The 23,195-nt window shown below is 74.1% G+C and carries 23 protein-coding genes; 13 read left to right on the top strand and 10 right to left on the bottom strand.

All coding sequences use genetic code 11. The features are described from left to right. The first annotated feature begins 26 nt into the window (after positions 1-26). Positions 27-641: a histidine phosphatase family protein gene (locus AB0H28_RS03045; protein ID WP_358033316.1), complete on the top strand. Its 615-nt coding sequence runs from the start codon at positions 27-29 to the stop codon at positions 639-641. A 52-nt stretch (positions 642-693) separates the two neighbouring features. Here AB0H28_RS03045 and AB0H28_RS03040 read toward each other — a convergent pair whose 3' ends face one another. Continuing rightward, entirely contained in the window at positions 694-1,149 is a 456-nt protein-coding gene (locus AB0H28_RS03040; protein ID WP_358033314.1) for a hypothetical protein, read from the bottom strand. A gap of 172 nt (positions 1,150-1,321) precedes the next feature. On the opposite strand from AB0H28_RS03040, the gene AB0H28_RS03035 reads away from it, so the two are divergent. The 3 genes from AB0H28_RS03035 to AB0H28_RS03025 all read left to right on the top strand — a co-directional run bounded on the left by AB0H28_RS03035 (position 1,322) and on the right by AB0H28_RS03025 (position 5,247). Further along, a complete protein-coding gene (locus AB0H28_RS03035; protein WP_358033311.1) occupies positions 1,322-3,721 on the top strand; it encodes a M4 family metallopeptidase in 2,400 nt (799 codons plus the stop codon). A 77-nt stretch (positions 3,722-3,798) separates the two neighbouring features. After that, positions 3,799-4,566, top strand: coding sequence for an enoyl-CoA hydratase/isomerase family protein (locus AB0H28_RS03030; protein WP_358033308.1), 768 nt, complete (start codon positions 3,799-3,801; stop codon positions 4,564-4,566). Positions 4,567-4,626: 60 nt separating this feature from the next. Then, entirely contained in the window at positions 4,627-5,247 is a 621-nt protein-coding gene (locus AB0H28_RS03025) for a hypothetical protein (RefSeq protein ID WP_358033305.1), read from the top strand. Positions 5,248-5,388: 141 nt separating this feature from the next. Here AB0H28_RS03025 and AB0H28_RS03020 read toward each other — a convergent pair whose 3' ends face one another. The 3 genes from AB0H28_RS03020 to AB0H28_RS03010 form a co-directional block, all read right to left on the bottom strand. After that, the gene (locus AB0H28_RS03020; RefSeq protein WP_358033303.1) at positions 5,389-5,829 is read right to left on the bottom strand and encodes an HNH endonuclease; all 441 of its coding nucleotides are present in this window, start codon (positions 5,827-5,829) and stop codon (positions 5,389-5,391) included. Positions 5,830-6,160: 331 nt separating this feature from the next. Continuing rightward, positions 6,161-7,702, bottom strand: a complete 1,542-nt coding sequence (locus AB0H28_RS03015; RefSeq protein ID WP_358033300.1) for an FAD-dependent oxidoreductase — start codon at positions 7,700-7,702, stop codon at positions 6,161-6,163. A 151-nt stretch (positions 7,703-7,853) separates the two neighbouring features. Continuing rightward, positions 7,854-8,348 (bottom strand): MSMEG_6728 family protein, encoded by a 495-nt coding sequence (locus AB0H28_RS03010; RefSeq protein WP_358033297.1) that lies wholly within the window; start codon positions 8,346-8,348, stop codon positions 7,854-7,856. A gap of 87 nt (positions 8,349-8,435) precedes the next feature. Between AB0H28_RS03010 and AB0H28_RS03005 the strand changes: the two genes are divergently transcribed. After that, positions 8,436-10,208 carry an NAD-binding protein gene (locus AB0H28_RS03005; RefSeq protein WP_358033295.1) on the top strand — a complete coding sequence of 591 codons (1,773 nt, stop codon included), beginning with the start codon at positions 8,436-8,438 and terminating at the stop codon, positions 10,206-10,208. A 6-nt stretch (positions 10,209-10,214) separates the two neighbouring features. On the opposite strand, the gene AB0H28_RS03000 is transcribed toward AB0H28_RS03005, so the two are convergent. Further along, a complete protein-coding gene (locus AB0H28_RS03000) occupies positions 10,215-11,420 on the bottom strand; it encodes an APC family permease (RefSeq protein ID WP_358033292.1) in 1,206 nt (401 codons plus the stop codon). Positions 11,421-11,508: 88 nt separating this feature from the next. Next, positions 11,509-12,246, bottom strand: coding sequence for a phosphatase PAP2 family protein (locus AB0H28_RS02995; RefSeq protein ID WP_358033848.1), 738 nt, complete (start codon positions 12,244-12,246; stop codon positions 11,509-11,511). 143 nt (positions 12,247-12,389) lie between these two features. Between AB0H28_RS02995 and AB0H28_RS02990 the strand changes: the two genes are divergently transcribed. Beyond that, entirely contained in the window at positions 12,390-13,598 is a 1,209-nt protein-coding gene (locus AB0H28_RS02990; protein WP_358033289.1) for a DUF4032 domain-containing protein, read from the top strand. A 6-nt stretch (positions 13,599-13,604) separates the two neighbouring features. Here the strand turns inward: AB0H28_RS02990 and nagA are convergent, their stop codons facing one another. The 3 genes from nagA to AB0H28_RS02975 all read right to left on the bottom strand — a co-directional run bounded on the left by nagA (position 13,605) and on the right by AB0H28_RS02975 (position 16,659). Continuing rightward, positions 13,605-14,714, bottom strand: a complete 1,110-nt coding sequence (nagA, locus tag AB0H28_RS02985; protein ID WP_358033286.1) for an N-acetylglucosamine-6-phosphate deacetylase — start codon at positions 14,712-14,714, stop codon at positions 13,605-13,607. Further along, positions 14,711-15,643: an ROK family protein gene (locus tag AB0H28_RS02980; protein WP_358033283.1), complete on the bottom strand. Its 933-nt coding sequence runs from the start codon at positions 15,641-15,643 to the stop codon at positions 14,711-14,713. The genes nagA and AB0H28_RS02980 overlap by 4 nt, the downstream gene beginning before the upstream one ends. An 86-nt stretch (positions 15,644-15,729) precedes the next feature. Further along, positions 15,730-16,659, bottom strand: coding sequence for a sugar isomerase (locus AB0H28_RS02975; protein ID WP_358033280.1), 930 nt, complete (start codon positions 16,657-16,659; stop codon positions 15,730-15,732). A gap of 199 nt (positions 16,660-16,858) precedes the next feature. On the opposite strand from AB0H28_RS02975, the gene AB0H28_RS02970 reads away from it, so the two are divergent. From AB0H28_RS02970 to AB0H28_RS02955, 4 genes are all read left to right on the top strand, one after another. Then, on the top strand, positions 16,859-17,644 hold the full coding sequence (locus AB0H28_RS02970) for a DeoR/GlpR family DNA-binding transcription regulator (protein WP_358033278.1): 786 nt from the start codon (positions 16,859-16,861) through the stop codon (positions 17,642-17,644). 155 nt (positions 17,645-17,799) lie between these two features. Next, a complete protein-coding gene (locus tag AB0H28_RS02965; RefSeq protein ID WP_358033276.1) occupies positions 17,800-18,801 on the top strand; it encodes an ATP-binding cassette domain-containing protein in 1,002 nt (333 codons plus the stop codon). Further along, positions 18,798-19,811, top strand: coding sequence for an ABC transporter permease subunit (locus AB0H28_RS02960; RefSeq protein WP_358033273.1), 1,014 nt, complete (start codon positions 18,798-18,800; stop codon positions 19,809-19,811). The genes AB0H28_RS02965 and AB0H28_RS02960 overlap by 4 nt, the downstream gene beginning before the upstream one ends. 135 nt (positions 19,812-19,946) lie before the next feature. Further along, positions 19,947-20,543, top strand: a complete 597-nt coding sequence (locus tag AB0H28_RS02955; RefSeq protein ID WP_358033270.1) for a DUF3263 domain-containing protein — start codon at positions 19,947-19,949, stop codon at positions 20,541-20,543. A gap of 6 nt (positions 20,544-20,549) precedes the next feature. On the opposite strand, the gene AB0H28_RS02950 is transcribed toward AB0H28_RS02955, so the two are convergent. Beyond that, on the bottom strand, positions 20,550-20,762 hold the full coding sequence (locus tag AB0H28_RS02950) for a hypothetical protein (protein ID WP_181570637.1): 213 nt from the start codon (positions 20,760-20,762) through the stop codon (positions 20,550-20,552). A gap of 143 nt (positions 20,763-20,905) precedes the next feature. Between AB0H28_RS02950 and AB0H28_RS02945 the strand changes: the two genes are divergently transcribed. The 3 genes from AB0H28_RS02945 to AB0H28_RS02935 form a co-directional block, all read left to right on the top strand. Beyond that, positions 20,906-21,808 (top strand): hypothetical protein, encoded by a 903-nt coding sequence (locus AB0H28_RS02945; RefSeq protein WP_358033267.1) that lies wholly within the window; start codon positions 20,906-20,908, stop codon positions 21,806-21,808. A 150-nt stretch (positions 21,809-21,958) separates the two neighbouring features. Continuing rightward, positions 21,959-22,468 (top strand): GNAT family N-acetyltransferase, encoded by a 510-nt coding sequence (locus AB0H28_RS02940; protein WP_358033264.1) that lies wholly within the window; start codon positions 21,959-21,961, stop codon positions 22,466-22,468. Between the two features lie 225 nt (positions 22,469-22,693). Then, positions 22,694-23,195, top strand: a 502-nt coding sequence (locus AB0H28_RS02935; protein ID WP_358033261.1) for a hypothetical protein, incomplete at its 3' end; no start/stop codon positions are given.

Here is a 23,195-nt window from a genome sequence, read left to right as displayed (position 1 = left end):
GTTCCCCGATCTTGGTGAGGTGACCGATGGGCAGCCGCCTGCTGTTCCTGGCCCGACACGGCGAGCAGGAGGAGACCGGGGCGGAGGCTCCGGAGGTCGGCCTCTCCGCGCGGGGCCGGCGGCAGGCGATGTTGCTCGGTGAGCGGCTGCGCGGGGCGCGGGTCGACGCGGTGCACCACGGACCGTTGGCCCGGGCGGCCGAGACCGCCGCGCTTGTCGCCGCCGCGCTGCCCGGTGTCCCGGTGCGTGCCGACGAGCGGGCCGGCGACCACATGCCGCACGACACCGACCAGGCCGGCCTGCCCGAGCGTCACGCCGCGTTCCTCGCCCAGTTCTCCGGGCGGGAACGGCGGGACGGGCCGCGCGTGACGGCGGAGGCGGTGGCCCGGTTCGCCACCCCTCCGGCTGAGGGCGACGTGCGGGAGCTGGTGGTGACCCACAACTTCCTGGTGGCCTGGCTGGTGTGCCACGCGCTGGAGGCGCCGGCCCGCCGGTGGATCGGGCTCGGCCATGCCAACTGCGCGCTGACCGTGATCCGCTACAGCTCGGCCGGCCCGCCCTCGGTGATCGCGCTCAACGACGCCGCTCACCTGCCGCCCGAGCTGCGCGCCACCGGCCTGCCGGACGACTACCGGTTCTGAGGTGGCGCGTCTCCCGGCCGGGCGCACGGCGTCCGGCGGGTGAGCGGCCCGGTCAGCCGGTCGCGTCGGTGAGCAGGTCGACCACTTCGGCGGTGGCGGGCGGCGGGGTGGCCTGCGGCGGGCAGTCCACGTAGGCGCTGGTGGTCGATCCGACGGTGAGCTGGTAGTTGAACGCGTCGGCGCACATGGTCGCCGGCACGGTGACGGCGGCCTCGGCGGTGAGCCGGGGGTCGGCGGTGAGCTGCCGCAGCCGACGCAGGTCGCTCCCGGTGAGCTGACCCTCCTTGCTGTTGCCGGCCCGGTCGGTTCTCGTCCAGTGGCCGTCCGGCTCGACGGTGATGGTGTCGGTCAGCCCGGCGATGCCGCCGGACTTCACGAGCGTCACCTCGACCCCGGGCAGCGCGGTGGCGGTCGGGTCGACGCGGGCCGGTGGGTCGGTTCCGGCGCAGCCGGCGAGCGGGACGAGGAGGGCGGCGACGACGGCCGCCACGGCGGGGGCTGCTCTCATACCGGATCGGACGCGCGACGGGGCCGTGTGGTTCCGGACCACCGCGCCTCCCTCATCCGTTCGGTCAATGTCTTCGACGGGAAGCCGTCGCCCTCTTTCACGCCTGTCGATGTCTCAGCTATATCTACATCAGTGACTACCCCCGTCACAACTTCTCCTTCCAGGAGGGCACGTGAAGAGATCCGTCGCCGCCGCCAGCGCAGCGCTGCTCACCAGCGGCGTGCTGGCCTGCGTCACCACCACGGCGCACGCGGCCGCGCCCAGCGCCCCCAGCCCCGAGCCCAGCGCGGTGGCCCGGGCCGACAGCCTGATCCGCACCAACCCGGGCGCCGTCCAGGGTGCCGGCGGTGAGGCCTACCGGGCCGTCCGCACCAAGGTCGACCCCTCCGGGGCGGCACACACCCGCTACACCCGGACCTACCAGGGCCTGCGGGTCTACGGCGGTGACTTCGTCGTCCACACCGCCCCCAACGGCACCCTGACCGGCACCTCGGTCGGCCTGTCCGCCCCACTCACCCTCGGCACCACCGCCAAGGTCGGCGCGTCCGCGGCCAAGGCCAGCGCGCGCAAGGCGTTCACCGGCAGCCTCACCTCCGTCGGCGCGCCCGAGCTGTTCGTCGACGCCAGCAGCGGCAAGGGCCGGCTGGCCTGGGAGACCGTCGCCAGCGGGTGGAAGGCGGACAAGCAGACGCCGTCGAAGCTGCACGTGATCACCGACGCCACCACCGGCAAGGTGATCGGCTCGTACGACGAGATCGAGTCGGTGGTCGGCAGCGGCCAGGGCATCTACACCGGCACGGTCAGCATCGACACGACGCTCTCCGGCAGCACCTACCAGATGATCGACCCGTCGCACGGCAACGGCCGTACCTGCGACATGAACAACGGCACCTCAAGCTGCACCACCTTCACCGACGCCGACAACGTGTGGGGCAACGGCACCAACTCCAACCGGCAGTCGGCCGCCGTGGACGCCCACTTCGGCGCCGCGAAGACGTTCGACTACTTCAAGAACGTTCACGGCCGCAACGGCATCTTCGGCAACGGGCAGGGCGTGCCGAGCCGGGTGCACTACGGCAACAACTACGTCAACGCCTTCTGGGACGGGTCCCAGATGACCTACGGCGACGGCTCCGGCAACGCCCGGCCGCTGGTGTCGCTGGACGTGGCCGGGCACGAGATGAGCCACGGCGTCACCGAGGCGCTGGCCAACCTGACCTACTCCGGCGAGTCCGGTGGCCTGAACGAGTCCACCAGCGACATCTTCGGCAACATGGTGGAGTTCTACGCCGCCGCGCCGAGCGACCCGGGTGACTACCAGGTCGGTGAGAAGATCAACATCAACGGCAACGGTACGCCGCTGCGCTACATGTACAACCCGTCGCTGGACGGCTCGTCCGACTCCTGCTGGTCCACCAGCACGAAGAACAAGGACGTGCACTACTCCTCCGGCGTCGGCAACCACTTCTACTTCAACCTCGCCGAGGGCACCGGCTCCACCGCGTACGGCACCTCGCCGGTCTGCGGCTCGGCCCCGGCGGTCACCGGCATCGGCCGCGCCAAGGCGGAGAAGATCTGGTACCGGGCGCTCGACGTGTACTTCACCTCCAGCACCCAGTACGTGAGCACCAGCAACCCGGCGAACACCGCCCGGGCGTACACCCTCAAGGCGGCGACCGACCTGTACGGCAACTGCTCCACCGAGTACAAGGCCGTCCAGGCGGCGTGGACCGCGGTGAACGTGGCCGGCAGCGACGCGCCGTGCAGCTCCACCGGCAACAACTTCTCCGTCTCGGTCTCGCCGACCGCCGGTTCGGTGACCGCGGGTGGTTCGGTGTCCACCACCGTCGCCACGGCCACCACCAGCGGAAGCGCGCAGACCGTCACGTTCTCCGCGTCCGGCCTGCCCAGCGGCGCCACCGCGTCGTTCAGCCCGTCGTCGGTGACCTCGGGCGCGTCGTCCACGCTGACCATCGCCACCAGCTCCGGCACCCCGTCCGGCACCTACTCGGTGACGGTCACCGGCAGCGCCGCGTCCGGCACGAAGACCGCCACCTACACGCTGACCGTCACCGGCAGCGGCGGCGGCTGCACCAGCCCCGGCCAGAAGCTCGGCAACCCGGGCTTCGAGTCCGGCAACACCGTCTGGTCGGCCACCTCCGGGGTGATCGGGCAGTACGGCTCGCAGGGCCAGCCGACCCACGGCGGCACCTGGAACGCCTGGCTGGACGGCTACGGCAGCACCCACACCGACACGCTGGCGCAGTCGGTGAGCCTGCCGTCGGGCTGCTCGAGCTACAACTTCAGCTTCTGGCTGCACATCGACTCGTCGGAGACCACGTCGAGCGTGCAGTACGACAAGCTGACCGTGCAGGTGCTCAACTCGTCCGGCTCCGTGCTGGCGACGCTGGCCACCTACTCGAACCTGAACAAGGCCAGCGGCTACAGCCTGAAGTCGTTCTCCCTGGCGTCGTACGCCGGGCAGACGGTGACGCTGAAGTTCACCGGCAAGGAGGACGTCTCCCTGCAGACGTCGTTCGTCGTCGACGACACCGCGGTCAACGTCTCCTGATCTGACCGCCCGACCCCGGGGCCCGGCGGCCACCCCACCTGGGTGGTCACCGGGCCCCGCCCGTTACGGTCTGCCCCATGTCCGACGCGGAGTTGACCGTCACCGTGACCGGCCCGGTGGCGACCGTGATGATCCACAATCCGGCCCGCCGCAACGCCATGACCCCGGCCATGTGGCGCCAACTTCCGGTGCTGCTCGACGGCCTGGAGGCCGACCCGGCGGTGCGGGCGCTGGTGCTCACCGGCGCGGACGGCACGTTCTGCGCCGGCGCCGACCTGGGCGATCTGGACGAGCTGCTGGCCGCCGGTGACGGCAGCATCGCGGTCGCCGCCGAGGAACGGCTCGCCGCGTTCGGTCGCCCCACCGTCGCCGCCGTCGAGGGGGCCTGCGTCGGTGGCGGCTGCCAGCTCGCCGTCGCCTGCGACCTGCGCCTCGCCGCGACGGACGCCCGCTTCGGCGTACCCCCGGCCCGGCTCGGCCTGGTCTATCCCGTGCCGACCACGCGGCGGCTGGCCGGGCTGGTCGGGCCGTCCGCCGCCAAGCACCTGCTCTTCACCGGCGACCTCGTCGACGCCGAGCGGGCGCTGCGGATCGGCCTGGTCGACGAGGTGCTCCCGCCCGCCGCGCTCGCCGACCGGGTGGCGGCGCTGACCGCCACGATCGCCGAGCGGTCCCGGCTCACCGTGACCGCGGCCAAGGAGATCGTCGACGGTCGCGCCGACGCCGACCGGATCGCCTGGTGGCACGCCCAGGTGCGGGACAGCGGCGAGGCCCGCGAGGGGGTGGCGGCGGCGAACGAGCGCCGGCCGCCGCGCTTCGGCTGGACCCCGCCGGCACCGCACTGACCGCTGTTTGCCCGCGACACCCCGAGGGTACGCCCCAGGCGGCGGACGGGGGAGGCCATGATGGACGGTCGCGACGACGAAGCACGCCTGATCCAGCGGGGCAGGCGGCGGACCCGTGGGCTGATGCTCGGCGTGGCGCTGGTGTTCGGGGTGCTCGGCGCGCTCGGAGTCCTGCTTGCCCGCGATCTGTTCGGCGCGGGCTGGTCGAGCTGGTGGGAGGGAGACGCCCCGGCGGCGGCACAGATCAACGGCGTGGTCCTCGTCGTGCTCGGCCTGGTCGTCGAGGTCGGCGCCGTCGGGTGGGCCGTCCGCCGTGGGCGGTACCGGTCCAGCCGGGAGTCCCCGATGTGGGCCATGCCGATGCGCCGGCGATCCCGGTTGATCAAGCAGGTGCGGCGTGGCACCGCGGGCCCCGACGCCGACCTGCCGACACTCACTCTCGTCGCGCGTCAGATGGTGGAGAGCGGATGGTGGGTCGTCCTGGCGGCGGGGCTGGTGACGGTGAACCTCGGTCAGATGCTGATCCGCGTCACCTCACCGGCGTTCGTGGCCCTCTTCGGACTGGTGGCGGTGATGTTCGCGCTGGCCGGCTGGCAGGTCCACCTCAACGCCCGCCGGGCGGCCGAGTTCCTGCGTCACCACGCCGCCGAGCCGCCTGCGGCCACTCCCACGAATGTCTGAGAAGCACGCGCTGCGCTAGATCTTGGAAGATGGCGGCCCCGCTGAGGGCCACTTCCTTCCAAGATCTCAGCTGGTCGGGGCCGGCGGGCGCCGCGCCGGGGTTTACCCCCGACACCGCCCCCTGTGCCCGCCGGCCGGCCGTCACCGCGCCAGCGACGCCCAGTTCGGGGTCGTCGGCTCCCGCCGCAGCGGCATGCCCGCCTCGGTCGGGGTCCGGTCGCCCTTGCGCTGGTTGCACGCGTAGCAGGCGGCGGTGGTGTTCCCCCAGGTGTTCCGGCCTCCGCGCGAGCGCGGCAGGACGTGGTCGATCGTGCTGGCCGGGCCGTCGCAGTAGGCGCACCGCCGGCCGTCACGCGCCAGCACCCCGGCCCGGGACCAGGCCGGGCCGGCGCGGAACCGCCAGCGCGTCACCACGTACCGGACGAGGCGGACCACCCGCGGCAGTGGGAAGACGCCGATCAGCCGGTCCGGTTCGGCCTCGTGGATCTCGGCGACCCGCCGGCAGAGCATCCGGATCGCGTGCTGGACGGTGACCCGGTGCAGCGGGCCGAGGTCGGCGTTGATGACGAGGACGGCGTCCACCGGGTTCTCCCTTCACGATCGGTGGTACGAAAAAGCCGCCCGGTCCAGGGGGACCGGGCGGCGCGACGGGACGCGCGGGCGCGCGTCAGTCGAGTCGTCCGGACCATGGGCAGCCGTCACCGAGCGGCCACGACGGCGTCGTGGTGGCGGATCGCAGCGACATGGACGGCTCCCGGAACGGTGGTTGACCTTGCGCGTTCACGGTAGATCGACACCGGAAACCCGGGCAACGTATTTCGATCCGCCCTCGGACGGTGGCCCGGCCGACCGCGCCGGCCAGGCGGACAGCGAGCGGCGAGCACCGCCGCCGAGTAGGGGCAGCACGCTGGTCTTACGATCGTTTATCGGCGGTTCGCGCCAGCAGCCCCCGGGGACGGATCGAGCGGACCGGCTCGGCCGCCGCCCCCTCGGCCCGCAGGATGTGGTTCGCCGCGATGATCCCGGTGGCCGCCGAACGCTCCATCAACGCGCTCGGGAACTCGGTGCGGATCCCGTCCCCGGCCAGGTAGAGCCCCTCGGCGTCGGTGCGTACCCCGGGCCGGCCGGCGTGGCTGCCCGGCGTGAACGCCGGGGCCTGCGCCTCCACCCGGGCGCGCAGCTCGCGGACCCGCAGGTCGGCGACCTCCGGCCAGAGCGCGGTCAGCTCCCGCAGCATCCGCGCGGCCAGCTCGTCCGCCGGCACGTCCGGCTCGCAGGCGTACGCGTGCAACTCCACCACCGAGCCGCCGGTGTGCTCCGCCCAGCGGCGCGGCTCCGCCTCCAGCCGGTGGTAGAGCGTCACCGAGTCCAGCGTCGGCTGGCGGGAGACACCGCTGAACACCGCCCGGTCGGCGCGGACGTCCCCGTCCATCCAGTAACGCGCCACCGCGTACGGCGGACCGGGCTCGCCGAACGCGGGCATCCGCGCCACCAGCTCGGGCGCCGCCGCGACCAGGCCGGGGGAGGCGGCGACCAGCGCGGCGAGCGCCGGCGGGTCGACGGCGAGCACCACGTGCCCGGCCGCCCAGGTGTCGCCGTCCGCGCCGGTCACCCGCCAACCCTCGGGGGTACGGTCCAGGCGGGCCGCCGGGGTGCCGGTCAGCACCCGGCCGCCGTGCTGCTCCACGTGCCGGGTCAACGGCTCCCAGATCGCCGTCGCGTAGTCCTCGTCCGGGCAGTCGAAGGCCAACCCCTCCGGGTTGCCGAGCAGATAGAAGTGAAACTGGGCGATCATCTCGGCGGCCGACATCTCCGCCTCGTGGTTGAAGAACGAGTGCGAGAAGACCTCGAACAGCATCGCCCGGGCCCGGTCCGGCAGCCGCAACGAAGTGAGCAGGTCGTCGGCGGTCCGCCCGTCGAACTCCGCGTAGGTGCGCACCGGATCGTAGGTGAGCAGCGGCAGGGCGGCGTCCCGATCCATCGCGCGCAGGTCGGCCAGGCGCAGGCTCGGGCTGCGCAGCAGCAGCGCCAGCAGGTTCGCCGGCGGGGCCGGCGGCAGCTTGCCGAACTCCTCGGTCGGCCACTGGGCGGACAGGATCGGGTAGCCCGGGATCGGCTTGAGGAAGCCGAGCGTCGGGTCGGCGCGGCGCAGGATCGACCGCCAGTTCCAGTACTGCCGGAAGAACGCGTGGAAGCCGTGCTCGTTGCGCTGCGGGCCGTCGGACAGCGCCTCCGGCCAGGCGCCGAGCCGGCCGCCGAGGTGCGGGGCGGCCTCCAGCACGGTCACCGCCACGCCGCGCTCGGCCAGCACCACCGCCGCCGACATGCCGGCGATGCCACCGCCCACCACCACCGCCGACGCCTGCCGCGGCACGCGGGCCGCGCCACCGCCGCCCGGGTCCACCACATGCTCACGTACGCCGATGAGCCGACCAACCTTTTGCGACAGCCCCACGCCACCCTCCTTTCCCCGGCCCCCCATCCTGCCCCAGGTGCAAGGAGGGGCCCCCTGTTAACGCCTCCGGTATAGAAGGGGCCCCCTCTCACCAGGCGCGGGCGCCCGCATCCGCCGGGGTCAAGCGGGGCGCGTTCCTCTACCGGAGGCGTTAACAGGGGGCCCCTCCTTGCACTCGGCGGGGGCGGTCGGAGGGGGGCCAGACGTAGTCCAGGTCGAGTGGGGTGTCGGCGGGGAAGAGCGGGCGATAGTGGGTGGGGTCCTTGCGCAGCAGCGAGGACCGGTGGCTGCGGTGCAGGTCGTCGCGGCCCAGCCAGGGCGGGACCTCGCCGGCGGCGGTCAGCTCGTCCTGGCCGCGGATGGTCGTGATGCCGCAGGCGGCGGCGAGGTCGGTGGCCAGGGTGGCGGCGCAGGTGTCGGCCCGCCCGGGCTCGCACCACACCGCGCACATGTCCAGCCCGTAGCGGGTCAGCGCCTCCTCGTACCCGGCCCACATCTTCACCGCGGGGTGGTTGCGCCAGCCGTAGTCGGGTCGGGTCAGCCCGCGCAGCACCTGGATGGCCTCCACGCGCTGCTTGCCCAGCCGTTTCTGGTCCAGCGTCCGGGCGCTGGCCAGGAAGTCCGGATACGGCAGGAACGTCTGCATGCCGGTGCTCTACCCGTACCCGCCGCCGCCATGCGTTCAAGATCGAAGGGGGTGCGCCGACCGCGAGCGGCTGACTACGATCCGGGCATGGCCGAGCCCCTGCGCGACCGTGCGCGCCGCGCGACCGGGTGGCGGTTCCGGCCGAACGGGGACGAACGACCCCATTACGTGGTCTGTGGATCCGACCCGTTGGCCTACTGGGTGGTCCGAGCGTTGCTCGCTACCGGCCCGGCGGCCGGTCAGGTCCGGGTCACGCTCGTGGTGCCGGAGCGCCGCCGCTCGGACGGCCCGGACGGGCGGGACGTGCCCGGCGTCCGCGTCATCACCGCGGACCGGCTCGACGAGGCCGCGTTCCGGCGGGCCGGGCTCGCCGACGCGGCCGGGTTGGCCCTGCTACGCCAGGACGACGTGGGCAACATGCACGCGGCGCTCTGCGCGCAGGAGGTCGAGCCCCGGCTGCGCCTGGTGGTGCGGATGTTCAGCACCAACCTGGCCGACGGGCTGCGGCAGCTCTTTCCCGACTCGGCGGTCATCTCCGACGCCTCGATGGCCGCTCCCGCGTTCGTCGCCGCCGCGCTGGGCGAGGTGGCACCGACCCACTTCCGGCACGCCGGCCGCACGCTCTACGTGGCCCGCCGCACCGACGTACGCCCACGGGACGTGGTCTGTGGCCTGGCCGTCACCACGGACCCGGAGCTGGTCCGGGTGCTGCCCGCCGACGAGGCCACGGCCGACGTGGTGCTTGCCGAGGCGACCGGCCAGCCGCCCGGCACCGAGCTGGCCGCCCGCCGCCTGGTGCGGGCCCGCCGCCGCCGGCAGCCGGTGGAGGTGCTGCTGCGGGCCGTCCGCAGCTTCGCCACCCGCAAGATCGGCATCGCGGTGCTGGTGCTGCTCGGGGTGATCGCGGTGCTGGGCTGGCTCAACGCCCGCGCCGCTGACGTCACCTGGAGCGAGGCGCTCTATCTCACCCTGGTCACCACGCTCAGCGGCCAGGACCCGGACGTCAACAAGCCGGTCGCCGCCCAGGTGATGCAGGTGGTGCTCAACCTGGCCGGGCTGGCGTTGATCCCACTGATCACCGCCGCCGTGGTCGACGGCATCGTCAACGCCCGGTTGGCGCTGCACGCCGGCCGGATCCAGCCCGACCGTTGCGGGCACGTGGTGGTGGTCGGGCTGGGCAACATCGGCACCCGGGTGATGGCCCAGTTGCACGACTTCGGCGTCGAGGTGGTGGCCATCGACAAGAATCCCGACGCGCGCGGCGCCGCGTTGGCGCACCGGCTGGGCGTGCCGGTGATAGTCGGGGACGCCGGCCTGGAGGAGACGCTCCGCTCCGCCTCGGTCGACACCAGCCAGGCGCTGGTGGTGGTTTCGACCGACGACGGGGCGAACCTGCGCGCCGCGCTCATCGCCCGCTCCCTCGACCCCGACCTGCGGGTGGTGCTGCGGCTGTTCGACGGCGACTTCGCCGAGCGGATCCAGCAGGCGTTCGGCATCGGCATCTCGCGCAGCGTCTCCTACCTCGCCGCGCCGTCGTTCGCGGCGGCCCTGCTGGACCGCGCGGTGATCGCCACGATCCCGGTGGACCGGCACGCGCTGCTGGTCACCGAGGTGCCGGTGGTGGCCGGTTCGCCGCTGGACGGGCGTCCACTCGGCGCGGTCGCCCGCCCCGGCGAGGTGCGCCTGCTCGCGCACACCCGCACCGGGCAGAAGGCCGACTGGTCGGTCGACCCGCGGGTGGTGCTGACCGCGGGGGACCGGCTGACCGTGGTGGCCCGGCGGGCCGGGCTGACCGCGTTGCTGCGCGAGACGACGCCCGCGCCGGCCGCGCCCCCCACCCCGCGCGAGCCGGCGGAGTGACGCCGGTCAGCGGTGGCGGAGGGCGTACCAGAGCGCGCCGAGGGCGAGCACGCCGAACCCGCCGAGCACGCTGGGCAGCGGCAGGCTGACCGCGAGCACCAGGCACCCGACGAGTCCCAGCGCGGCGAGCAGCGACGGGCCGAGCGTCAGCGCCGAGGCGTTGGTGATCGCGTAGTAGACCAGCACGGTGCAACTGGAGAAGCCGATCGCGCCCCGAACGTCGCCGAGCGTCACCACCACGACGACCACGGCGGCCACGGCCAGTTCGGCGCGGTGCGGCACCCGGTGGCGGGGGTGCACGGCGGCCAGCGCGCCCGGCAGGTCGCGGCGGCGGGCCATCGCCAGCGTGGTGCGGCCGACGCCGGCCAGCAGGGAGAGCAGCACCCCGGTCACCGCGACGGCAGCCCCGGCCCGCACCAACCAGGCCAGCCCGGGTCGGCCCGCCGCGGTCACCACGTCGACGAGTGGCGCCGTCGAGGTGGCCAGCCGGTCGGCGCCGAGCACGCCGAGCGCGATCACGGCCAGCGTCAGGTAGACCGCCAGCACCGCGCCGAGCGCCATCGGCACCGCGCGTCCGATGGTGCGTTCCGGGTCGCGGACCTCCTCGCCGAGCGTGGCGATCCGCGCATAGCCGGCGAAGGCGAAGAAGAGCAGGCCGGCGGCGGTGAGCACGCCGTGCGTACCGAGGTCGGCGGAACCGGTGAGCCGGCCGGCTGCCACCTCGGGTGCGCCGGTCACCGCCACCACGGCCAGCACGGTGAGCACCACGCCGACCAGCACCCGGGTGGCGGTGGCGGTCTTGCCGACGCCGCGCAGGTTCACCGCGGTCACCGCGACCACGGCGAGGACCGCGACCAGCCGGGCCCGCCCCGGCCACAGGTAGGCCCCGACGGTCAGCGCCATGGCCGCGCAGCTCGCCGTCTTGCCGACCACGAACCCCCACCCGGCGACGAAGCCGGCGAACGGGTGCAGCCGCTCCCGGCCGTAGACGTAGGTGCCGCCGGACTCCGGGTAGCGGGCGGCGAGCCGCGCCGAGCTGGTGGCGTTGCAGAACGCGATGAAGCCGGCGAGCGCGAGCGCGACCAGGAGCCCGACGCCGCCGGCCGCCGCCGCGGCCGGGGCGAAGACCACGAAGACGCCCGCGCCGAGCATCGCGCCCAGACCGATGACCACCGCATCGGGTACGCCGAGTCGCCGCGCCAGCCGGTCCACACCGGCAGCCTAGGGTGCCGGGGTGAACGGCCGGTGCCGTGCGCGCCTCACAGGTGGGCGTCGGCGAGCCGGTGGCGTGGGCGGACGCTCAGTCGAGCCCGTCGGCCGGCCGGGCCCAGCGGCCGAGCCGCGCCGGCAGCGGCAGGGCGTTCCACGGCACCCGGCGCAGCAGCCGGTCCAGCAGCAACCCGAGCAGCAGCCCGGCGATGGAGTCGGTGAGCCAGTGCCAGCCGAGATAGACGGTGGTGCAGAACACCACGGCCGGCGGCACCACCCGGACCACGGTGACCAGCCGGGGTGGCACGGCGCGGCCGACCGTACGCAGCAGCGGGACCAGCAACAGGGCGAGCACGCCATACCAGACGATCGCGTTGGCCACGTGCCCCGACGGGTACGACTGGGCGAAGCGCACCGGCAGCTCGTGCTGGAACAGCGGCAGCGTCTGTTCCGGCGGCAGGAACGGCTCCTTGACGCTCGCGCTCGGCGCCGGGCGGGCGGTCCACACCTTCAGCGGACCGATGGTGAAGAACGTCAGCACGAACGCGGTCACCGGCGGCAGCGCCGCCCGCACCGAGCGCAGCCGCAGCGCCAGCAGCACGCCCAGCCCGGCCGCCAGCAGCGTCAGCGGGGTGCCCTGCCCGAGCAGGTTGAACGCCATGGCGAGCCACCGGGCGGCGGTCGGCCGGTGCGCGGCCGACCAGTCGGTGACCGCCCGGTCGAGCCCGAACAGGTGGCCGGAGGCGAGCGCCACGGTCAACGCCACCAGCCCGGCGAGCAGCAGCCCGTCGCACCACCACCCGCCCGGTCGGACGGGTCGCAGCCGCAGGTCGCGGCGTACCCCTGAGCTCTGGCGCACGCGACCACGCTACCGGTCGCCGACGGTGGCCCGCCTCGCGCGGGCGTCGGCGGCCTGTGTGCCGAGCCACGAAGGGAAGCGCCGCGCGGGGGTCAGCGGTCACACTGGTTGCCGTGCGGATCACCTCGGCCCTCGTCGACCCGGCGTTGCTCGACCTTCCCTGGTCGACCCCGCTGGAGCAGTGGCCTGCCGAGCACCTGGTGGCGCTGCCCCAAGGCATCTCCCGGCACGTCGTGCGGTTCGTCCGGCTCGGCGACTACGTCTACGCGGTGAAGGAGACCGGCGAGCGGGTCGCCGAGCGGGAGTACGACCTGCTGCGGGCGCTGGAGCGGATCGACTTCCCGTCGGTCGAGGCGATCGCCATCGTGGCCGACCGGCGGACCGACGACGGCGAGCCGCTCGACCCGGTGCTGATCACCCGGCACCTCCAGTTCTCGCTGCCCTACCGGGCGCTGTTCTCCAATACGTTGCGTCCGGAGACGATGAACCGGCTGCTGGACGCGCTGGCCGCGCTGATCGTGCGGATGCACCTGACCGGCTTCTTCTGGGGCGACTGCTCGCTGTCGAACACCCTGTTCCGGCGCGACGCCGGCGCGTTCGCCGCCTATCTGGTCGACGCCGAGACCGGGGCGCTGCACCCGTCGCTCTCCTCCGGCCAGCGCGGCGAGGACCTGGAGATCGCCCGGGTCAACATCTTCGGCGAGGCGCTCGACCTCCAGGCCGCCGGCCTGCTGCACGAGTCGATCGACCCGGAGCTGGTCTGCGAGGAGGTGGTGCGGCGCTACGAGCGGCTGTGGCACGAGATCACCTACGAGCAGCAGGTCGAGCGCACCGCCCGGCACGACATCGAGGGGCGCATCCGCCGCCTCAACGAGCTGGGTTTCGACGTCGCCGAGGTCGCCATGTCGACCGCCGACAACGGGCGTTACCTGGTGCGGCCCAAGGTGGTCGACGCCGGCTACCACACCCGGCGGCTGCTGCGGCTGACCGGCCTGGACGCCGAGGAGAACCAGGCCCGCAAGCTCCTCAACGACCTGGACGCCTACCGGGTGGAGAGCGACCTTACCGACGAGCAGCAGGCGGCGCACCGCTGGCTCACCGAGGTGTTCGAGCCGGTGGTCCGGGCGGTGCCGGGGCACCTGCGCCGCAAGCTGGAGCCGCAGGAGCTGTTCGCCCAGATCATCGAGCACAAGTGGCTGCTCTCCGAGCAGGCCGGCCGCGACGTCGGGATGCGCCGGGCCGTGCACTCCTACCTGGCCGACGTGCTGGTGCACCGCCCGGACGAGCAGGCCGTGCTCGGCGTCGAGGTGCCCACCGCCTGACGGGCCTCACTCCACCCAGTCGCCGCCGTGCATCACCCGGACCACGTTCAGGTCGTCGTCCAGCACCACCAGGTCGGCGCGCAGGCCGGTCTGGAGCGCGCCCAGCCGATCGGCCAGGCCGAGAGCACGGGCCGGGGTGGTCGCGACCATGCGGCAGGCGTCCGGCATCGCGACGCCGGCGCCGACCGCGTGCCGCAGCGCGGCGTCCATGGTGAGCGTGCTGCCGGCGATCGCACCGCCGTCGCTGAGCCGGGCCACGCCGTCGGCCACGGTGACCGCCTGGCCGCCCAGCTCGTAGTCGCCGTCGGGCATGCCGGCGGCGGCCATCGCGTCGGTGATCAGCGCGGCCCGCTCCGGGCCGGCTACCGAGGTGGCGAAGCCGAGCATGCCGTCGTGCAGGTGCACGCCGTCGGCGACCAGCTCGCAGACCACGTTCGGGGCCTCCAGCAGCGCCACCACCGGGCCGGGCTCGCGGTGGTGCACCGGGCGCATCCCGTTGAACAGGTGGGTGCCGACGCTCGCCCCGGCGGCGACCGCCGCGCGGGTCTGCTCCCAGGTGGCGTCCGTGTGGCCGACCGCCGCCACCACGCCGTTCGCCACCAGCAGCTCGATCGCCGCGGTCGCGCCCGCGCGCTCGGGGGCGAGCGTGACCATCCGCACCGCGCCGCCGCCCAGCTCGATCAGCTCGGTCAGCTCGGCCGTGGACGGGTCGCGCAGGAACTCGGGGTTCTGCGCGCCGCAGCGGTCGGCCGACAGGTAGGGGCCCTCGAAGTGGATGCCGGCGAGCACCCCCTGCTCGACGAGCGGCCGGAACGCCGCGGTGGCGTCGCGCATCAGCGCGAACGGGGAGCTGACCAGGCTGGCCAACAGCGTGGTGGTGCCGTGTCCGAGATGGAACGCGGCGGCCTGCCGCGCCGACTCCGGGTCGCCGGTGGTGAACGTGTGGCCGCCCCCGCCGTGGGTGTGCATGTCGACGAAGCCCGGCACGATCCAGTGGCCGTCGCGCACCGACGGGTAGTCGGCGACCGCGCTGATCCGGCCGTCCCGGATCTCCACGCAGCCCTGCCGGACGACGCCGGTCGGGGTCACCACCTTGCCGGTCACGCGCAGGGTCATCGACTCTCCTTCGCCACAGTGTCCAGGGCCAGCAGGGCGGCGCCGAGGCAGCCGGCCTCGTCGCCGAGGGCGGCTGCGACCAGGCGCGGCTCGCGGTGGAAGGTCAGCCGCTCGCGCAGCGCGTCGCGCAACGGGTCGAACAGCCGGGGACCGGCCTGGGCCAGCCCGCCGCCGAGCACCACGGTCGCCACATCATAGAGCGCCTGCCCGGTGGCCAGACCATCGGCGAGCGCGTCGACCGCCGCCCGCCAGACCGCGACCGCGAGCGGCTCGCCGGCCGCCGCCCGGTCGGCCACCTCCGCCGCGGTCGCCGGCGTGCCCGTCAACTCGGCGTAGCGCCGGCCGATCGCCGAGGCGGAGGCCACCGCCTCCAGGCAGCCGGCGCGGCCACAGCCGCAGGGCGGGCCGCCGGGGCGTACCAGGATGTGCCCGATCTCCCCGGCGGCGCCGTGCGCGCCGGTGGCGGCCGACCCGCCGACCACGTGCGCGGCGGCGATGCCGGTGCCGATCGCGACGAAGAGCACGTGCCCGCCGTCCCGGCCGGCGCCGAGCCGGGCCTCCGCCAGGCCGCCGGCCCGCACGTCGTGGCCGAGCGCCGCGGGCAGGCCGAGGCGGGTGGTCGCCAGCTCCCGCAGCGGTACGTCCCGGAAGCCCACGTTGGCCGACCAGACCGCCACCCCGCGGGGCTCGTCGACCACGCCCGGCACGGCGATGCCGCAGGCCACCGGCGTGAGACCGGCGGCGTGGGCCTTGCCGGCCAGCCCTTCGGCCACGTCCAGGACGGTCTCGACCACGGCGTCCGGCCCGCGCTGCGCGGCGGTGGCGTGCCGTTCCGTGTGTACGGTCGTGCCGTCCGGTCGGACCAGGGCGCACTTCATCCCGGTGCCGCCCACGTCCAGCGCGACGACGACCTCGTCGCCGGGCCTCACGCCGTCTGCCGGCGGGGCATGCGTCCACGGCCCCCGCTGCGTTCGGTGCCTCTGCTCACTGCTGCGCCATCCTCAGCTCGGTGATCTCATGCCAGGACCACGGACCGGGTCAGGTGCCGGGGGGCGTCGGGGTCGAGGCCGCGGCTGGTGGCCAGCGCGACGGCGAACCGTTGGGCCAGGATCAGGTCGGCCATCGGGTCGACCGGGGTGCGGCCGGCCGCCCAACTGGTCAGCACCGTGCGGCAGCCGTGCGTGCGGCTGTGCACGAACGCCGCGCCGGTGGCGGCCACGTCCTCCGCCAGGCCGTCCGGGATGTCGCCGAACGCCCAGACCAGCCGGCCCGGGGCGGCGATCGAGATGGGGCCGTGCCGGTAGTCCATGGCCGGGTACGCCTCGGCCCAGAACGTGGCGGCCTCGCGGCACTTCAGCGCGGCCTCCTGGGCCAGCCCGACGGTCCAGCCGCGACCGAGGAAGGTGACCTGCTCGATGCGGGCCGGGTCGATCGGCAGCGGCGCGCGGACGGCCACCTCGGCGTCGGCGGCGAGCCGGCCGAGATCCTCGCCGAGGTGGGCGCGGAGCAGCGCGAGGGCGGTGGTGGCGAAGCGGGTCTGCACGACCGAGCGTTCGTCGGCGAAGGGCAGCGCGACGGCGGCGTCGGCCAGCGGCACGGCGGGTGAGCCCGGGTCGCCCAGCAGGACCGTGGTGGGGACCTGCCCGCGCAGCGCGGCGAGCAGGTCGAGCACCTCGGTGGTGGTGCCGGAGCGGGTGATCGCGATGAGCCGGTCGTACCGGCGGCCGGTGGGGAACTCGCTGGCCTGGTAGGCGTCGGTCTCGCCCTGGCCGGCACCCTCGCGGAGCCCGGCGTACGCCGCCGCCATGAACCACGATGTGCCGCAGCCGACCACGGCGACCCGCTCGCCGGGGCCGGGCAGGTGCTCGGCGACGGTCGGCGCGAGCCGGGCCGCCGCACCCCAGCAGTCGGGCTGGCTCGCGATCTCCGCGTGCACGTACGCCATGACAACTCCTCGCCGGGGGAGACCTTGCGCAATACGGCGCGATAGGGCCTTCTTTCGCGCGTCATTCTGCGCGAAGTGGGGTGGGCGTGGCAACCGTCTCCCGGTTCGCGCAGCACAGGGTTTTGCGCAGACGTAGTTTCGCGCACTACTGTGCACGCAATCAATCACCGTACGTGCACAGTCAGGGGAGGCCCCCGCGGTGGACCGCTACGCGCGTTGGAACGCGCTGCTCGAGATGCTGACCGACAGCGGCCGGGTCAGCGTCGAGGAGGCGGCCGAGCGGCTCGGGGTATCCCAGGCCACCATCCGGCGGGACTTCGACCAGCTCGGCCAGCAGCAGATGATCACCCGGACCCGGGGCGGCGCGGTCGCCAACGGCGTCTCCTACGACCTGCCGCTGCGCTACAAGACCGCCAAGCACTCGGCGGAGAAGCAGCGGATCGGTGCCGCCGCCGCCGCGCTGGTCTCCCCGGGCACCGTGGTCGGCCTCAACGGCGGCACCACCAGCACCGAGGTGGCCCGGGCCCTGGCGGTCCGCCCGGACCTCAACACCAGCGCCGAGGGCGCCCAGCTCACCGTGGTCACCAACGCGCTCAACATCGCCAACGAGCTGCTGGTGCGCTCGCGGATGAAGGTGGTGGTGGCCGGCGGCGTGGTCCGGCCGAAGTCGTTCGAGCTGGTCGGCCCGCTCGGCGGGGCGTTGCTGCGCGAGGTCACGCTCGACGTCGCGCTGCTCGGGGTGGACGCGATCGACCCGCAGTTGGGCGCCGCCGCGCACCACGAGGGTGAGGCGGCGATGAACAGCCTGATGGTGGCGCGCGCGAAGCGGGTCGTGGTCATCGCCGACTCGTCCAAGCTGGGCGGGCACGCGTTCGCCCGCATCTGCCCGGTCGACCGGGTGGAGACGCTGGTGACCGACTCCGGCGCGGCCCCGGCCGTGGTGCAGGCGTTCCGCGACGCCGGCGTCCAGGTCGTCTGCGCCTGAGGTGCAAGGCGGGGCCCCCTCTTAACGCCTCCGGTATAGGCGGGGCCCCCTGTTAACACGCTGGCATGCCGACACGCCGTGCATACCGGGTATTGCCCTCGGGTGCATACCGCGTATGGTGTCGCTGTCGCCTAACTCATCGGGGGAGGTCAGCTGTGTCGGCTGTCCTGGAGATCGAAGGTCTCCGTAAGACGTACCGGAGCCGGAAACGCGGGGTCCGCCACGCGCTCGACGGCTTCGACATGCGGGTCGAGGCCGGCCAGGTGCACGGCTTCCTCGGCCCGAACGGCTCCGGCAAGACCACCACGCTGCGTACGCTGCTGGGGCTGATCCGGCCCAACGGCGGCCGGATGGCCATCCTCGGCCAGGAGCTGCCGCGGGCGCTGCCGGCCGTCGCCGGGCAGGTCGGCGCCATCGTGGAGAGCCCGCAGTTCTTCCCGCACTTCACCGCGCGGGACACCCTCGGCCTGCTCGCCAGCGCCGGCGAGCTGCCGCAGCGGCGGGTCGACGAGGTGCTGGAGCAGGTCGGGCTGCGGGACCGGGCCGGGGAGCGGGTGAAGACCTACTCGCTCGGCATGAAGCAGCGGCTCGCCGTCGCGTCCGCACTGCTCAAGGACCCCACGTTGCTGATCCTGGACGAGCCGGCCAACGGCCTCGACCCGGGCGGCATCCGGGAGATGCGCCGGCTCATGCGGGACCTGGCCGAATCCGGCATGACAGTGGTGCTCTCCAGCCACATCCTCGGCGAGATCCAACTCATCTGCGACTCGGTCACCATCATCTCGCTCGGCCGGCGGGTCGCGTTCGGGCCGGTCGACCAGGTGCTCGCGGCGCACTCGCAGGGCAGCGTGCGGGTCCGCCTGGAGGCGGTCACCGACCTGCCGCAGGCGGTGGAGACGCTGACCCGCGCCGGGATCCGGGTCGCCGCCACCGAGCCCGACCACCTGATGCTGGCCGGCGTCGACAAGCCGGCCGGGGTCAGCCGGCTCCTCGCCGAGCAGGGCCTCTACGTCAGCGAGCTGACCCCGGTCGCGGTCGACCTGGAGAGCGTGTTCCTCGAACTGACCGCCACCGCGCCGGTCCCCGGCCAGCACCGTCAGGTCGATCAATCCGCCAAGGTCGACCAGACCGGCACCGCAGGAGGTTGGGGCGCATGAGCCTGTTCGTCACCGAGCTGCGCCGGCTCACCAAGCGCCGGCTCACCCGGCTGCTGCTCGTCCTGCTGGTGGTCGGGCTCGCGACCGTGGCCACCGCGTTCAGCTTCTCCAGCCAGAAGCTCTCGCCGGAGGTGGTGGCCGCCGCCCAGGCCGAGTCCGACGCGCAGTACAAGCGGTCGGTGCAGGAGTGGCAGCGCACCGTGACCGAGTGCGAGGCCGCCCAGGCCAAGGGTGAGCAGACCGAGGAGCGGTACGGGTCGAACTGCGGCAAGGACTTCCAGCCGCAGCCGGAGATGTTCGACCCGAAGTGGAACCTGCCCTACCAGTTCGACTTCCGGGCCGAGTTTCCGATGTTCGTCGCCGTGTTCGCCGGTGCGGTGGCGCTCTTCGCGTTCATCGTCGGCGCGTCCTTCGTGGGCGCCGAGTGGAACACCGGCGGGATGATGAACCTGCTGCTCTGGCGGCCGAAGCGGCTGGCCGTGCTGGGCGCCAAGCTGGGCGCGTTGCTCACCACCGTGCTCGGGCTCAGCGTCGTGCTCGGCGCGTTGTGGACTGCCGTGTTCTGGCTGATCGGCACCCAGCGGGGCACCACCGCGAAGATGACCGCCGGGGCGTGGCGCTCGATCGGGCTGGACGGGCTGCGGGCCGTGGCGTTGATCCTGGTCGTCGGCGCGGTCGCCTTCGCGCTCGCCTCGCTGGGCCGGCACACCGCGATGGCGCTCGGCGCGGCGGTGGCGCTGTTCGCGGTCAGCGAGGTCGGCATCCGGATCGCGGTCGGCGTGCTGGCGGTGCCGTTCGGCGAGCGGTACGTGCTCTCCACGTACGCCCAGTCGTGGTTCATGAAGCAGGCGGAGCTGTTCGACTACGACACCTGCCAGTTCGCCAGGGGCGCCTGCGAGCCGGCCAAGTACGTCGTCACCTGGGAGCAGTCGGCCGTGGTGTTCGGCATCGGCGCGGTGGTGGCGCTGGTCGCCGCGTTCTGGACGATGCGCCGGCGGGACATCGCCTGAGCGGGGCCCGCGCCGCCGGGAACGCCGGCGGCGCGGGCCCCGCGTCCGGTGCGGCCGGGGACGGCCCTGGTTACGCTGGGGTCCGCCGACCGGCGCGTCTCCCGCGCCGGTCATTCGCCGTCGGAGAGGAGCGCCATGTCCGCCGACGCCACCGACCGGGCCGCCGTCGACGAGTCGGGCCGGACCCGGGGTACGCGCCGCGCCGCCGGCCCTTCCGTGCCCCCGCCCCGCCCCGCCCCGCCGGTCGAGTCCGCGCCGCCGGCCGGCCCGGCACCCGCCGTGTCCTCGCCCGTGGCCGAGCCGCCGCTGGCCGAGCCGCCTCTCGCCGAGCCGCCGCTGGCCGAGCCGCCTCTCGCCGAGCCGCCTCTCGCCGAGCCGCCGCTGGCCGAGCCGCCTCTCGCCGAGCCGCCGCTGGCCGAGCCGCCCCTCGCCGAGCCGCCTCTCGCCGAAGCGTCGAGCGTCGACGAGGCCCGACCCGAGGCCGCCGGCGCCGAACCGGCCGGCGGGCTCACCGAACGGGAGCGGCGGATCCTCGACTTCGAGTCGCAGTGGTGGAAGCACGCCGGCGCGAAGGAGCAGGCCATCCGGGACACGTTCGGCCTGTCCGCGACGCGCTACTACCAACTGCTCAACGCGTTGCTGGATCGTCCGGCCGCGCTGGCCGCCGAGCCGCTGCTGGTTGGCCGGCTGCGTCGGCTCCGCTCGTCGCGGGCCCGCAACCGGCGGCGTTGAACCACCTCACTTCTCGTACGTGCGCAACCCGTTGCCGATGGCGAAGAAGGTGGGTGCCCACTCGCCGATGAAGATGCCCCAGCGGTCCGCCCGGTCCACTCCGGCGCGTTCCAGGCTCTTGGAGAGAAACCAGCTCGTGAACGACAGCCCGATGCTGACGAAACCGGCCAGGTAGGCGTGTTCCGCGCGGATTCCCGACTCGTGCAACCGCTCCAACATGGCGATCCCCCTGTCATGGTCCGACCAGATCGAATCCGACGCTACCGGCTGCCCCTGGGTGATGACGCAGAGTTGACCGGATGCGCGGCATGGCCCCACGCCCGTCGGGTAAGGCGGCCCTCGGCGACGGAGGGAGCACGGCGATGGGGGCACCGGACCGCCGGTACGCGACGGGCGGCGAAACGATCCGCCCGGTCGGCGAGGCGCCGATGATGCGGGTACGCACCGCGTCCGACCCGGCGCCCGGCCGGCCGGAGAACGAGGACCTGGTCTTCCGGTTCGGTCCGCTCGTCGGCGTCCTCGACGGGGCCACCGTGCCGGAGGGCTTCGACACCGGGTGTGTGCACGGCCCGGCCTGGTACGTCCGGCACCTGGCCGCCCGGATCGGCCTGGCGGTCGCCGCCCGGCCCGCGGCCACGCTGATGAGCAGCCTGGCGGCGGCGATCCTGGCGGTGCGGGCGGACCACGGCGGCGCCTGCGACCTCGACCATCCGGGCACCCCGTCGTCCACCGTCTGCCTGCTCCGCGAGGGTGCGGACCGGGTCGACCACCTGGTGCTCTGCGACAGTCCGCTGGTGCTGGACACCGGCGACGGGATCGACGTGGTCTCCGACGACCGGCTGGAGACCGCGCTGGCCGACCTGCGCCGGACCGCCGCCGCGCTGCCCGACGGCGACGGTGACCCGTCGACCCGGTTCCGGCGGGCCGTGACGGTGCAGCGGACCCGGATGAACCGCACCCACGGCTACTGGGCGGCGGCCGCCGACCCGGACGCGGCCTACCACGCGGTGACCGGGACGGTGCCGCTGCGCGGGCCGGGCGCGCTGCGCCGGGCGGTGCTGCTCAGCGACGGCGCCTCCTGCGCGGTCGAGCAGTTCGGCCTCTTCGACTGGGCCGGGCTGCTGGAGGTGGTGACCGTGGCGGGCCCGGAGGGCCTGATCGACCGGGTCCGGGCGGCCGAGCGGGACCACCCGGACCGACTACGCCGCCGCAAGCGCACCGATGACGCGACGGTTGCGCTCTGTGAGTTCGGCCCTTCGGCGTGAGCACCCTCACCCCGGAACGGACCGGTCGGATGACAACGGAGCGTGAGGCGAAACACCCTGGGGGTACGACCGGACGCCCCGCTCCGCCGTACCGGCAATGAGTCGGCAAAGGGGTGGACGGGCGTTGCACCGGCCGGCAGACTCCGGCTCGTGACAGGTGCGGTGAAGCTGGAGCCGGTGGATGAGCGAAACCTGGAGCCGTTGCTCTCCGTAGCGGCAGCGGAGGCGGAGCCGGAGGACGTGATGCCTCCGGTGGATGCGCCGGCCGGGTGGTCGTTGGCCCGCCGGGACGCGTTCCGCGAGTTCCACCGGGCCAGCTTCGGCGGGCTGGACGGCCCGACCGGCACCCTGATGTACGCGATCGTGTCCGGCGGTGAGGTGGTCGGCATGGTGCGGATGACCCGCCGCGACGAGCCGGGGACGGTGGAGGCCGGAATGTGGCTCGGCCGGTCGGCGCGCGGCCGTGGTCTGGGCGCCGCCGCGCTGCGGGAACTGCTGCACGCCGCCGCGGCGGCCGGGATGCGCACGGTCGTGGCCGACACGACGCCCGGCAACGCCGGCGCGGTTTCGGTGCTCCGTAAGTGCGGTGCGGAGTTGCGCGAGGAAGGCGGCCGGACGTACGCCCGGATATGTCTGGATTCGGCCCTCCCGACCCGCTGAGGTTGTTGCCCGCCGCCCTGCCCGTCGGTGGGTTGCCGGCCCGGCCAGGATGCCGTCCGGATTCCGCCGGGCCCAGGTTTCGCCCCGGCCGTGACGGGTAGAGCCGGTCGGGTCCGCTGATGCGGTTCGCCGATCGCAGGCCCTTTCGCTGATCCCCGGCAGGTGCGCTGGCGGGGCTGCTCCACCGATGAGGTGTCCCGCCCGCCGGGCAGCGAGGGAGAGCCGATGAAGAGCGGAGCCCGGATCGCCCTGGCGGTCGGTTTCGGATATGTCCTGGGCCGCCGCCGGAAGTTGCGGACCGCGCTCACCCTGGCCGCCGCCGTGGCCGCCGGACGGGCCAGCCGGAACCCCACCGGCCTGAAGCAGATGGCCGACGGCCTGCTCGGGTCGAGTCCGCAACTGGGCAACCTGAGCAGGCTCGGCGCGCCGCTGCTGACCGCCGGACGGGCCGCGGCGACCGCCGCCGCCGGCAGCGGCATCGACGCGGTCGGCGGCCGGTTGCGCAGCGGCGCGGATGCGTTGCGCCGCCGGTCCGGCGCGCCGCCGGAGGGCGGTCGGCGGTCCGCTCCCGACGAGGAGCAGGAACTCGCCGACCAGCCCACCGCCGGCCAGCCCACCGCCGACCGGGCCGCCGCCGGCCAGCCCACCGCCGACCGGGCCGCCGCCGGCCAGCCCACCGCCGACCGGGCCGCCGCCGGCCAGCCCACCGCCGACCGGGCCGCCGCCG

Origin of the sequence: Micromonospora sp. NPDC050980, assembly GCF_040653835.1 — a bacterium.
Classification (GTDB): Bacteria; Actinomycetota; Actinomycetes; order Mycobacteriales; family Micromonosporaceae; genus Micromonospora.
The sequence above is the reverse complement of the archived record's forward strand: the minus strand, read 5'-3'. Positions and strand labels throughout refer to the sequence as shown.

Excerpts from the sequence above, each read along its gene's own strand:
- AB0H28_RS03045 (WP_358033316.1), top strand. The coding sequence starts at position 27 with ATGGGCAGCCGCCTGCTGTTCCTGGCCCGACACGGCGAGCAGGAGGAG.
- AB0H28_RS03040 (WP_358033314.1), bottom strand. The coding sequence starts at position 1,149 with ATGAGAGCAGCCCCCGCCGTGGCGGCCGTCGTCGCCGCCCTCCTCGTC.
- AB0H28_RS03030 (WP_358033308.1), top strand. The coding sequence starts at position 3,799 with ATGTCCGACGCGGAGTTGACCGTCACCGTGACCGGCCCGGTGGCGACC.
- AB0H28_RS03025 (WP_358033305.1), top strand. The coding sequence starts at position 4,627 with ATGGACGGTCGCGACGACGAAGCACGCCTGATCCAGCGGGGCAGGCGG.
- AB0H28_RS03010 (WP_358033297.1), bottom strand. The coding sequence starts at position 8,348 with ATGCAGACGTTCCTGCCGTATCCGGACTTCCTGGCCAGCGCCCGGACG.
- AB0H28_RS03005 (WP_358033295.1), top strand. The coding sequence starts at position 8,436 with ATGGCCGAGCCCCTGCGCGACCGTGCGCGCCGCGCGACCGGGTGGCGG.
- nagA (WP_358033286.1), bottom strand. The coding sequence starts at position 14,714 with ATGACCCTGCGCGTGACCGGCAAGGTGGTGACCCCGACCGGCGTCGTC.
- AB0H28_RS02975 (WP_358033280.1), bottom strand. The coding sequence starts at position 16,659 with ATGGCGTACGTGCACGCGGAGATCGCGAGCCAGCCCGACTGCTGGGGT.
- AB0H28_RS02960 (WP_358033273.1), top strand. The coding sequence starts at position 18,798 with ATGAGCCTGTTCGTCACCGAGCTGCGCCGGCTCACCAAGCGCCGGCTC.
- AB0H28_RS02955 (WP_358033270.1), top strand. The coding sequence starts at position 19,947 with ATGTCCGCCGACGCCACCGACCGGGCCGCCGTCGACGAGTCGGGCCGG.
- AB0H28_RS02950 (WP_181570637.1), bottom strand. The coding sequence starts at position 20,762 with ATGTTGGAGCGGTTGCACGAGTCGGGAATCCGCGCGGAACACGCCTAC.
- AB0H28_RS02945 (WP_358033267.1), top strand. The coding sequence starts at position 20,906 with ATGGGGGCACCGGACCGCCGGTACGCGACGGGCGGCGAAACGATCCGC.